We start from the raw sequence: 11,804 nt of genomic DNA, 5'->3' as shown, positions 1-11,804 counted from the left end.
GGTAATAGTTAACTGCAGTAGGAATAATTTTGGCTATTGATAAGCGGCGAGTTGCGTTGCTGGATATTGATCATCAGATTCATGAGCAACAGTACGGTGATGATGTAGATGAATCCTCCTTGATTCGATCGGGGACCGTGGTTTGGGTGTTCTTTTTGTTGATCATTGCCTTATTTATATGGTCATACTTGGCGCGTGTAGATGAGGTATCTTCTGGCAGCGGGAAGGTTGTGCCGACTTCACGAGCACAAATTATTCAATCCCTAGATGGTGGCATACTGGCACAGCTAAAAGTTTCTGAAGGGGATATTGTAGAGAAAGGGCAAGTTCTGGCCCAGCTAGACCCGACAAAAGTCCGCTCTAATATGGATGAAAGTTCAGCAAGGTATCGAGCTGCCTTGGCGAAGGTGGCTCGATTAAGTGCTGAAGTGAACCAGACGCCTCTACGCTTTCCTGAGGAGTTGGTGGGGCATGAAGAACTGCAAGCTAAGGAAAGAAAATTATTTGATATTCGGAAGCAGGGATTGCTGGAGTCAGTGCGAGGATCAAAAGAGTCTTTGGATCTGGTTAGGAGGGAACTGGCCATGACCAGCAGCCTAGTAGATTCAGGTGCTGCTAGTAGTGTCGATGTTCTTAAATTGCGAAGGCAAAAAGCGGAGTTGGAAACGAAAATTCGTGAGCTTAACTCCCAATATATGGTGAGAGCTCGGGAGGAACTTGCGAAAGTAAGTGCTGAAGTGGAAGTTTTGGCTTCTGTACTGGAGGGGCGCTCAGATACGTTAGTCAGGCTTACTCATCGATCTCCAGTTCGAGGTATCGTAAAAGCTATTGAAATTACAACCATTGGAGGAGTTATTCCACCTAATGGAAAACTGATGGAAATAGTACCTCTGGATGACCAGTTACTTATTGAAGCAAAAATATCTCCAAGGGATATAGCATTTATTCATCCTGGACAGCTTGCCAAAGTAAAAATTACCGCTTATGACTATGCGATTTATGGTGGCTTGTCTGGCGAGGTTACGATGATATCACCCGATACTATACAGGATGAGGTGGCACCAAATGAGTTTTATTATAAGGTTTTTATTTTAACAACTTCTGATTCGCTGGAGAATGCTGTGGGTAAGAAGTTCTCAATAGTGCCAGGAATGATCGCTTCTGTAGATATTAAGACTGGGTCAAAAACGATTTTTGATTATCTGATGAAACCAATAAGTCGTGCCAAGGAGGCAATGCGAGAGCGGTAGCAGGTATGTTGATGAAGAAATTAACAATACAGTTTATTTTTGTTTTCTGTATACAGTACACACTTTGTGCTTATGCCGATGAATCCAAGGTTGTAGCGCTTACAGCATCTGTAACTGTAAATAATAAATTGGATCGCGATATTTCGGGATATATTCATCGTATTTCTGTTCCGGTGGAGGATGGTGTTCAGCAGAGGCTGCTCTCTGTTCGCTACAAGCACCCAGAAGTGCTGAAATATAAAAGGCATAAAAGGGGCGATACAAGATATGTTGAATTTAAATTTGATGTGCCTGCGCAATCATCAGTAACGAGATCAGTTATTTTTGAAATGGAGCTAAAAGAGTACAATTATAAAAATTTGCCAAAAGGTACAATCCCCTACCCGAAAGGACGCTATATCAGGCCGCAGAAATATATAGAGTCAGAGTCCCCACCAGTTAAGTTACTTTCCCAGAAAATCCAGTCCAGTTCGAAAAGTGATGAAGAACGCTTATTGGCTGCATTTCAAGCGCCCCAAGATATAATTGAATATCGGGTACAGTCAACCAAAGGTGCATACTATGCAGTTATTCACAAGACCGGTGATTGTACAGAATACGCTGCTCTTTTTACGGCTTTGGCGAGGTCAATGGGTTATCCGGCTAGAGTTACCTCTGAATTTCTATTTGCCAGTAGAAATGAGTTTTCTCAACCTAATCACCATGCTGCAGAGGTCTATTTCAATGGTAGGTGGTTACCGGTAGATCCAAATTTAGCAATAGATAGCAAATTTGGATATGGATTTGGAAGTGGAAGAGTTAGTAAGATTACTTTAACCAGGGACTTTACTTGGGTCTGGTCTAATGTATGGCCTGAAAGGTTTCAGCCACATGAGGAGAGACCGAAAGTAACAATCAATTGGAAAGTTGAAATCATTCGAGGGTCTTGAGAATTGAATGGGGGAGAAAAGATTACTATCAGGCATAGACAAACTGGAGGTGCAGTGCCATGTATAAGATCAAGTCGGCTTTCGGAACTCCAATTTTGGTCAAAGATTGGCCTGACTCGGAGAGGGTTAATGAGCAGTTAACGGATATTATCCTCGGTAAGGAATCATCTATTCCTGCTGCCAAACGTTCTAATATTGGAAGTTGGGACTCTAAAAAAGACTTACTCGAATGGCCATACAAAGAAGTAACTATTGTAAAGCAGCGTATAGTTTCAGTTACCCGGGAGATGACAATGAAGGTCACTCGGGGGAAATACAGCCCTGCTGCCCAGGATATGTACGCCCATGCCTGGGCAAATGTTTCACGTGCAGATAGCTATCGAAAAATACATAATCATGAATCTTGCACATGGTCGGGTGTTTATTATGTGCGCTCTGTGTTATCTCAGGAGAAAAGTAAAAGTAGCGGCATTATAGAATTTCTTGATCCGAGAATGCTATGTATAACTACTGAGTTACCTAATAGCAATTTTGGCGGTAGAGTCAGGGTAATGCCGAGAGCTGGGAGAATGGTATTGTTCCCTAATTGGTTATTACATTATGTAAACCCTGTAGAAGATAACTCACTAAGAATTTGCATTGCCTTTAATGTAAAATTGGAAACCAGTACATTAAAGCGGCGTAGTGCAAGTATGCTTTCCCTAGGAGATGTAATGTTCTCTGAAGATCAGGTGATGGATCAGGGATAAATTCGTGCCTATTTCGCCATAGAGGCTTCATCTGATATTTTTAATGATGTTTTTTGTAAGAGGGCAGGAATTTTACCGAAGTCCGAGTCTCTTCTTGAGCCCTTAACCAGGATAAGGTCAAAGTTTTGACAGAATCCTGTAATATGATCCACTAATGCAGGAGCGTCGGAAAAGTGAGGGCCCAAAATATCTGGTGGTAGACATTCTCGTAGATATAGCATGTCTTCCCCGTGGGTAATAACCCAATCTACTTTACTTTGTAGTAATGGCTTAGCCAGGCTGGCATGTATTTCCTTGGATTTTTCACCGAGGTGTACGATTCTTCCCAGAACGGCAACCTTTCTACCCCCTTGTTTTACCATACTTTGCGAAAATACAGAGAAGGCATTTAACATAGAGCTTACAGTGGCGTTCCAGCTGTCATCAATTAACGTGATAGACTGGCCCCGTATATTCAAGCTTAATCGCTGTAAATGACTTTCATCAAGGTGAAGTTCTTGTAATCGCATAGCGGCTTCATCGAGATCTCTGCCAAGGGCATAAGCGACACTGATTGCGGCTAAGGCATTATGTAACATTCCAATGCTGGGTATGGGCACTCGCAATTCAAGTTCCCTGCTTGGTAATTGTAATCTTACCCAACTACCTAATTCGTCCGCTCGAGTATTTATTATCCGGATTTCGGCATTAGCGCTTTCGCCGAAAATAATTACTCTTCGTGCATGTTTCTTGGCTTTGTTTAGTACATAGTCAAAACACTGAAGGTGTTCACCGACGATGGCGATTGCGGATCCCACCAAACCATCATATATCCTTGACTTCCACCTAGCAGTGTCCTCCACATTTTTTACTTTCCGATCCGTTTGGGAAATACCGATTTCAGTGATCAGTGATATGGTGGGTTTAATACGATGAGTGATAGGGCCCCGTTTCATCCACAGTGCACTTTGTGCAACTTCTATAACCGCTGCCTCGTGATCCTTACTCAGGCTAGCCAGCATAGAAGGTGCCCCTACACGGGAATTATAGTTTCCCAGACTGGTCAATACTTGGTCCCTTGGTCCCAGCATTTGCCCGATCATTTTTAACGTGGTGGATTTTCCGGCTGTGCCTGTAAGTGCAATTACCTCTCCGTCAAATCGATCTCTTGCTGCGAGACCCAGCTCAATAATAGCTTTGATCGGGTCATCCACTTTCAGAATCGGGAGCTCCTTTGGTAATCCTTCGACTGGTCGTGCGACTATGGCTCCTGCAATACGGTGAGCAAAACTAGGTAACTTTTGATGGAAATCCCAAAATTTTGCGGACGTTTTTGAGCTTTGCTCGTGATACATACGGTCGAGATTGGTATGGGCAACAAATAAGATTGGATCCAGGGAATCTTCGATAAACGCACTACCGGAAATAACACTACGTACAAACCATCCCTCGGGTGGGGGCACTAGCCATGTACCACCGGCAATTGCAGTAATTTGCTTCGCATTCCAAGTCTGTCCTGGTGGGTGATCGTAGATTATGGATGGGAATTCTGATCGATACTGTGGGATTTTCCGTTTGCGGTTTTCCCCGTTCCTGGAAAAATTTATTTTTGTGATCATACCAGCAATAGGTACTGGTTTGATCTTAGTGCTATTGGAAACAAGACCGATATGAAGTTGAAGATCCACATCAGTGATGTCTCTACTGGCTGGTGGCCTTAAGCCGTATAGATCACGGTAGATAGTACCGGGCTTCCAGCGACTTGTAGGCAGTTGCCAGTCACATGGATCATGGTCCATGGATTTGCCCCAGTAGGGCATTGTGGTTTTCACCACTGGAACTGCACGACAATCCAGGCGAAAGTCCTCCTGGATTTCATTGTCTGTTCTCCAGAAGGATTCCACCCACAGTATCTGCCGGGATTTGACCTCTCTTGGGTAGAAACGCACTCCTAACAATTCCAACGGGCCTATTTTAATTGAAGTGGTTTGTGCATCCACGGGAACAGCTTTTACCTGCCAGCGCGGATTGAGAGATGGTTGCTGCTGGAGCGCAGTGATTTGGTAGAGAGTCTTTGAGAAGCTGGGAAGATTAACATGATCGCGCCTGGGGGGCGTGAGTCTTAGGATTGCGGTGCCTTCCTCGCATAAGCTCAGTTTGGTACCAAGCGGTAAGCACTGGTTGGAAAACTGTCGGCTAAGATTCACCGCTTCTTCCCTCGACAATTGCGTACTAAAACCAAAGCCAACTCCTACCGGGACAAAGGTAATCTGCTCGACTCCATGTGTACTGAGTTGCAGACGAAAGATGCCGCTATCCGCGAGGCTGTTACGAACGGCATCAAATAGTAAGTCTCCCGCGTCGTGGATAATAGGGCGGTTGCGATAAACCTCGATACCCTGCAAATTATGAGCACTGGTTCCGAGTATGGCGTCTGCCCCGGCATCAATAATGGCATGGCCCACATCAATTTGTTCTTTACTGGGATAGGTTTCGCGATTTGCTCCCCAGTGTACAGCCACAATTACTACTTGGGCTTGTGTGCGAGCGGCTGAAATCCGGGGGCCTAAAGTCTCTCTCCAGAGCTCGGGCAAGGATAATGGCAAGTATGCGCAACCGGCAGAGGTTGGCCCAGCGGCAAAACGGGGCTGAGTCGCATCTATCGAAAATAGGGCCACATTAAGGGGGCCGGCAGGCCTAAATACCGGCTGTAGAGCTTCATCCAGGTTTTCGCCGGAACCTGTATGGCCTATGCCGGTGATGTCCAGCCAGTGTTCCTGTTCCAAAAGAGCCTCGGGACCATAATCTCCACTGTGATTATTAGCAGTGGTTACGATATCAACTCCAGCAGCAATAAGCACTGACAACATTTCCGGCCTTGCGCGATAGTAGTAGGAAGAACTCTCGCCCTTGGAGATTCCCTGTTCTCCTTGGGTGGAGACAACGCACTCCAGATTTACTGCACTGATATCAGCGTTCTTAAGTGCGGGAATTTTCCCGAGAACCTCATCGACTCCCAATTGTGCAGTGCGATAGTGTTGGCGTCGGCCTAGATTTACATCTCCGCCCCAGGCAAGTACTGGTAGGTTCTCTATTTCTAATTGTGCTGTTTTTTCTTCATTGACATTGTCTACTGTTTCAGCCGGTTGATTGATAGGCTGCTCAGAAGCATTTTGGGCGATAAGGAATTTGCGGTATGCAACGAATCCAGATAAATAGTGTTCAACATCATCAATTCTTATCCTGAAAGCGTGATGTCGGATGAAGAAGCTACCCAGGATTTTTTCTGGGTTCTTGAAGAACATGGCAAATTCAGGCCAGAAATGACCGTTGAGTAAGTAAGCCGCTCGTTTATGTAACGCTCGGTAAAAGTGCTCCAGGTCAACCTGGTCCAGTAAGTACTGGAATTCACTCTGTTGCCCCAGCCGCACAATCATTTTTTCGGCGGCCATCATTAACTCAAGAAGGGTTGGAAAGGTCGTAATCCGGTTTTCGACAAAATCCAGGTAGTTGGTAAAGTTACGGATGCCAAACTGGTAGTACTTCTCTTTTGGCCTATAAATGGTAAGTTCATTGACACAGTAGCTCAGCCAGTGATCATGGGCTCTCCAATGGCCGGATACGATAAAGTAGTCAAATGCTTTTTCCACTACAGCCAGCCAGCGCTCGTCCTTGCTCCAGTCATATAGGCGCATTAAACCAAACGCGGCTTCCCCGTCGTAGTAGATAACCCGATGCTGGTCCTTTATTTTGAGACTGGGATATTCAAGAACATGACAAAATTGGCCATTTTCGGGGTTTTGCATAAATGCAATACCCACCGCGAGTTGTTCCATGAGCTCAGCATATTCTTGGGTTTGTACCACCTCTGAGTATTTTACGAGGGACAGTAGGCTTACTGCATTGCCACCAAGCTTGATTTCGTTATTCGGCTCAACCAGGAATGCACCCACCTGCCCGTCACTGAGCGCTATTGGTTTAATTAATTTATCGGTGAGTAATTTGAGTGAACGTTGAATGGCTGCTATCAGGGATGGCTCTTTGGTGACCTCCCAAGCCTCGATCATTGCATAAGTACTGCTCGCGTGGCGCAGGTTATTGTAGGTGTTGATCTCCCTGTCGAAGCAGGCATGCCATCCATAATGGAAAAGCCCATTGGGTTTTACCTGGTTGGCCAGGTAATGACTGCCGCTTCTAATAAGCTTTGTTACCTGCTCGTCGCCCAGTTTGTCGATAATCCGTCGCCCGGCATTTAATCCCGCTTCGTATAAGTACACAGGTTCCTGATCTTTTTCGCAGAACAGCCCTTCAGTAGAGAGAAGCACGACGCTGCGCTCTTCAGATAGATTCAGGTCGCCCTGCTGAGGAAAACGTTTTTTATAGTAGGAGAGGAAATTCTTTTCGTTGAGGAATGCGTGGTCGATTTTGTTGCCGCCATAGAGCATGGCGTTTCCATTGAGTTCCTGTTCGAGGAAAGCAATTTTGCAATTGACATCCAGTGCGAGACCGTAGCGGAAGTAGGAGCGCTTGGTGTCCTGTAGAAGTTCATGCAAACCGGCCAGAGTCATCGTACTCCTGCGGGTCACCCAATCTATTCGCAGCCAGCAGGGCTCCATTTTTGACTGTTGTGCAGCCCTACGGGTATTTTGAGCGAGCTCCTGCCAAGCACTTGGAAAATCTTTTGCATGAGAATGTCGTACTTCAGCACGATGCTTGGCATTACTAATTGAAAAAAAAAGCGTATAGGGTGGACTGACCTCACGCAGTGCCCGCTCTACCAAGGGGCGCGCCTGCATCAGCATGCTGGATAGGGACATGTCGCTATTGTTCTCTCTGGATTCCGAGTTGGCAGAAATTACGGTTTTTATTTCTGTGATAACTACGGGAGGACTTTCCTGCTGGAGTATAGACTTACGTACAGATCCTGCCGGTAATGGGAGAAATATCGAATGATAAGTTGTTCCCAGATAAATTTTTCATGAACAAAAAAAATTGGGTTTTCAAAACTAATTAACTTGGATAGTATTGGGGATACCGCGCTGAAGAATGGAAGGCACGCAAAGTGCCGAAGGTTCTCATAATTAACCCTCAGGCTATTTAGGAGGGTTAATATCCAGGTTGAATGATTTTGCAGGTTATACGCTTGCCAATCCCTAAAACCCGAAAGGCGATCCTTTCGGGTTTTTTGTCAGAAAATTATTAACCGACCAATAAGATATTGGCCCTCGCGGTTGATTACCCTGTCGACTTTAAAGGCGATACATGGGCATTAGGCCTGTGAGAAAGGCTGTTTTCCCTGGTTTTTGCTTAGGTCTTGCTGTTTGGCGCGGAGTTCAAAGAGCCTGAAAGGGCTATTTGAGAACAAGGAAGAAATTGATGTGGAGTATTAGGTAATGCGTTGGAATTGGTGGCAGAACCTCAGGAGTTTTCCTCCTCTGGTCTGGATAATATTAATAGGCAGTTTTTTTAGCCGTGGCACTTACTTTATGGTTTGGCCTTTTCTGGCCATTCTTCTCTTTAATAAGTTTGAGTTGGGGGCAGCGGAAATAGGTTTAATTCTCAGTGCTTCAGCAGTTGGTGCGGCTTTGCTGGGCTTTTATGTGGGTGCACTATCTGACCGTTATGGGCGTAGAAATATTCTGTTACTGGGTTCTGCAATTAACTTATGTTCTTTTGCCCTGTTGGCAGTAACCCAGACATTACCGGGATTTATTCTGGCAATGACCCTTTGTTCAATCGGTCGTGCTGTTTGGGAGCCGCCAGCAAGCGCCTTGATTGGTGACTTAATGGATAACCAGGCAAGTCGTGAGTTGGCCCTGCAGCTGCGTTATTTCCTTATTAATGCGGGAGCCGCATTAGGGCCTATTGTTGGTGTATGGGCGGGGCTCAGTGCGCAGCAGTCCACCTTTGGCTTAACTTCTCTCAGTTATTTGCTCCTGGCACTGGCGTTTATTTGGGGATTTGCAAAAACAGAGACGGGACAGATCGCAAAGAGCAATGGTGATGGCTCTGTCGATTTAGGCAGTACCCTGTCGATATTGCGCAGGGATCAGGTGTTTATGGTTGTGATTGTTGCCAATATCCTCACGATGTTTATCTATGCCCATATGGATTCCAGTCTGGTGCAATATCTGACACGGGCAGAGGCTCCGCGATTGGTTGAGCTGATATCCAGCATGATTTTTGTGAACGCAATGACCATCGTATTATTGCAGTTTCCACTTATGCAGTTGATGCGCAAGCTGGATATTAATGGGCGAATTATGATCGGGCTGGTGATATTAGCCGCGGCACAAATGTGGTTTGCCCTCAATCCGGTGCACTGGTTTTGGGGCTGGATGGGGGCGACCTTTGTCCTCAGTTTGGCTGAAGCGATTCTCTTTCCAACTATGAGTGTACAGATAGACCGGTTGGCGCCTGAGCATTTACGCGGTACCTATTTTGGGGCCTCTTCCTTTTACGCTCTCGGTTGGGCCTTGGCCCCACTGGCTGGAGGGGTGGTTTTAGAGTGGTGGGGTGGACCGACGCTTTATTGGATGTTGCTCGCGCTTTGCGGTGTAGTATTCGTGCTTTATCGCACAACAGCTTACCTCTCCCGCCCACACTGGCCGGAACGGGAAGAGCCGACAATCTCTTCAGGTGAAAGTGCCAAAGCCACTGGATAGTAAAAGGCACCCTAAATAAAACGTTTTTCGGATATATAAATAGAAAGGTATCTGTGAGGCATAAAAAACGGGAAATCCAGTAATAAGCAGATGGAGTTTCCCGTTCTGATTTGATAGAGAAATTCCCCGACAAGAATATTGCCGGGGAATTTTTTAGATCTCTGCTGCGAGGCGTGAGCCCTGGTCAATAGCGCGTTTGGCATCGAGTTCTGCGGCTTCGTCGGCCCCACCGATCAGGTGGGTCTTCACACCGCGCTCCTGTAGCGCTTCATAGAGTTTACGAGCGGGTTCCTGGCCGGCGCAGATAATAATGTTATCCACTTCCAGCAGTCGCTCTTCTTCACCTATGCGAACATGCAGTCCTTTATCGTCAATTTTGTCATAAAGAGCACCGGCAATCATCTCTACCTTGCGGTGTTGCAGGCTGCCACGGTGAATCCAGCCAGTGGTTTTACCCAGGCCCGCACCCACTTTGGTAGTTTTGCGTTGCAGCAGGTAAACCTGGCGCGGAGTGCTTACTGCTTCGCGGGGTTTCAGGCCAGAGCGCTGTTCCAGCTCAATATCCACACCCCATTCACTAAAGAACTCTTCTTTATCGCTGGCAACTACTTCCTCTTCAGTGGAGTGGGGCCCGTCGTGAGTCAGGTATTCCGCCACGTCGAAACCGATACCACCCGCGCCAATAATGGCCACTTTTTCGCCGACTGGTTTTTTGTGCTTCAGTACATCCAAATATCCCAGCACCTTGTCGCTCTCAATACCTGGGATCGGTGGAGTGCGTGGTTCGATGCCGGTGGCGATAATCACTTCATCAAAAGACTGCAGGTCTTCTTCGGTAGCGATAGTGTTGAGCTTGACCTCAACGCCAGTCACTTCCAAGCGGCGTTTGAAGTAGCGCAGGGTCTCCTGGAATTCTGCCTTGCCGGGAATCTGCTTGGCGATATTAAACTGGCCACCGACTTTGTCGCTGCCTTCAAACAGGGTTACCTGGTGTCCGCGCTCGGCGGCAACAGTGGAGGCAGCCAAACCGGCGGGGCCGGCACCGATAACAGCAACTTTTTTCACGTTTTCGGCAGGCAGGTAGTTCAGCTCAGTCTCATGACAAGCGCGTGGGTTGACCAGGCAGGAGGTGAGCTTCAGCTGGAAGGTGTGATCCAGGCAGGCCTGGTTACAGCCAATGCAGGTGTTGATTTCATCGGCGCGGCCCTCTGCGGCCTTGTTGACGAAATCGGAATCTGCCAGGAATGGGCGCGCCATGGAGATCATATCGGCCTGTCCGGAGGCCAGAACTTCTTCGGCCACTTCCGGTACATTGATACGGTTACTGGCAACTACCGGGATAGATAGGTGCTGTTTCACCTTGGCAGTAATATCGGTAAATGCGGCGCGGGGTACATTGGTGGCGATAGTGGGAACACGCGCTTCGTGCCAGCCGATACCGGTATTGATAATCGTGGCGCCGGCTTTTTCGATAGCCTGGCCCAGGGCCACTACTTCGTCGAAGTCACTGCCGTCTTCCACCAGGTCCAGCATGGACAGGCGGTAGATAATAATAAAGTCTTCGCCAACAGCCTCGCGCACACGGCGAACCACTTCGATCGGCAGGCGGATACGGTTCTCGAAGCTGCCGCCCCACTCATCGGTACGCTTGTTGGTGCGCTTTACGATGAACTGGTTAATGAAGTAACCCTCGGAGCCCATGATCTCCACGCCGTCGTAGCCGGCTTCGCGGGCCAGGGTGGCGCAGCGTACGTAATCGTCGATCTGGCCTTCAATTTCCTCACTGGTCAGCTCGCGCGGAGTGAAAGGGTTGATCGGAGCCTGGATGGGGGAGGGAGCAATCAGGTTTTCGTTGTAAGCGTAGCGGCCTGTATGCAGGATCTGCATACAGATTTTGCCGCCTTCGGCGTGAACGGCCTCGGTCACTTCCCGGTGCTGTTGCGCCTCTTCCGGGGTGTTCATTTTAGAGGCACCCTTAAATACGCCACTCTCTTCGTTGGGCGCGATACCCCCCGTTACAATCAGGCCAACGCCACCGCGGGCGCGCTCAGCGTAGAATGCCGCCAAACGGGTAAAGCCACCGGGGTGTTCTTCCAGGTTGGTGTGCATGGAGCCCATCAGCACCCGGTTTTTTAGGGTGGTGAAGCCCAGGTCCAGGGGGGCAAGCATATTAGGGTAGGCTTGGGACATGGCAAAATTCTCTTCTTGTAACCTTTGGGGTTCATGTATATA

Annotated in this window: 7 protein-coding genes; 5 read left to right on the top strand and 2 right to left on the bottom strand. The window is 47.5% G+C overall.

The window, feature by feature from the left end:
• The first annotated feature begins 29 nt into the window (after nt 1-29).
• From ACJJJB_RS13365 to ACJJJB_RS13355, 3 genes are read left to right on the top strand one after another with little or no spacing between them, the layout of a single operon-like run.
• Nucleotides 30-1,250 carry a beta-barrel domain-containing protein gene (locus ACJJJB_RS13365; protein ID WP_445365036.1) on the top strand — a complete coding sequence of 407 codons (1,221 nt, stop codon included), beginning with the start codon at nt 30-32 and terminating at the stop codon, nt 1,248-1,250.
• An 11-nt stretch (nt 1,251-1,261) separates the two neighbouring features.
• Nucleotides 1,262-2,179 (top strand): transglutaminase-like domain-containing protein, encoded by a 918-nt coding sequence (locus ACJJJB_RS13360; protein WP_445365035.1) that lies wholly within the window; start codon nt 1,262-1,264, stop codon nt 2,177-2,179.
• A gap of 59 nt (nt 2,180-2,238) precedes the next feature.
• Nucleotides 2,239-2,928, top strand: a complete 690-nt coding sequence (locus ACJJJB_RS13355; RefSeq protein WP_020411378.1) for a TIGR02466 family protein — start codon at nt 2,239-2,241, stop codon at nt 2,926-2,928.
• An 8-nt stretch (nt 2,929-2,936) separates the two neighbouring features.
• Here ACJJJB_RS13355 and ACJJJB_RS13350 read toward each other — a convergent pair whose 3' ends face one another.
• Nucleotides 2,937-7,724, bottom strand: coding sequence for a CapA family protein (locus ACJJJB_RS13350; RefSeq protein WP_445365034.1), 4,788 nt, complete (start codon nt 7,722-7,724; stop codon nt 2,937-2,939).
• Between ACJJJB_RS13350 and ACJJJB_RS13345 the strand changes: the two genes are divergently transcribed.
• Both ACJJJB_RS13345 and ACJJJB_RS13340 read left to right on the top strand, forming a co-directional pair.
• Nucleotides 7,723-7,860: a hypothetical protein gene (locus tag ACJJJB_RS13345; RefSeq protein WP_157533297.1), complete on the top strand. Its 138-nt coding sequence runs from the start codon at nt 7,723-7,725 to the stop codon at nt 7,858-7,860. The genes ACJJJB_RS13350 and ACJJJB_RS13345 overlap by 2 nt on opposite strands.
• Nucleotides 7,861-8,300: 440 nt before the next feature.
• Complete coding sequence (locus tag ACJJJB_RS13340) at nt 8,301-9,572, top strand: MDR family MFS transporter (protein ID WP_445365033.1); 1,272 nt, start codon at nt 8,301-8,303, stop codon at nt 9,570-9,572.
• A 153-nt stretch (nt 9,573-9,725) separates the two neighbouring features.
• On the opposite strand, the gene ACJJJB_RS13335 is transcribed toward ACJJJB_RS13340, so the two are convergent.
• Nucleotides 9,726-11,762: an NADPH-dependent 2,4-dienoyl-CoA reductase gene (locus ACJJJB_RS13335; RefSeq protein ID WP_020411375.1), complete on the bottom strand. Its 2,037-nt coding sequence runs from the start codon at nt 11,760-11,762 to the stop codon at nt 9,726-9,728.
• Between the last annotated feature and the right edge of the window lie 42 nt (nt 11,763-11,804).

This window comes from Microbulbifer variabilis, from assembly GCF_052468405.1.
The sequence above is the reverse complement of the archived record's forward strand: the minus strand, read 5'-3'. Positions and strand labels throughout refer to the sequence as shown.

Coding starts and splice junctions, on each gene's coding strand:
- ACJJJB_RS13345 (WP_157533297.1), top strand. CDS start 7,723: ATGTCGCTATTGTTCTCTCTGGATTCCGAGTTGGCAGAAATTACGGTT.
- ACJJJB_RS13335 (WP_020411375.1), bottom strand. CDS start 11,762: ATGTCCCAAGCCTACCCTAATATGCTTGCCCCCCTGGACCTGGGCTTC.
- ACJJJB_RS13350 (WP_445365034.1), bottom strand. CDS start 7,724: ATGTCCCTATCCAGCATGCTGATGCAGGCGCGCCCCTTGGTAGAGCGG.
- ACJJJB_RS13340 (WP_445365033.1), top strand. CDS start 8,301: ATGCGTTGGAATTGGTGGCAGAACCTCAGGAGTTTTCCTCCTCTGGTC.
- ACJJJB_RS13355 (WP_020411378.1), top strand. CDS start 2,239: ATGTATAAGATCAAGTCGGCTTTCGGAACTCCAATTTTGGTCAAAGAT.
- ACJJJB_RS13360 (WP_445365035.1), top strand. CDS start 1,262: ATGAAGAAATTAACAATACAGTTTATTTTTGTTTTCTGTATACAGTAC.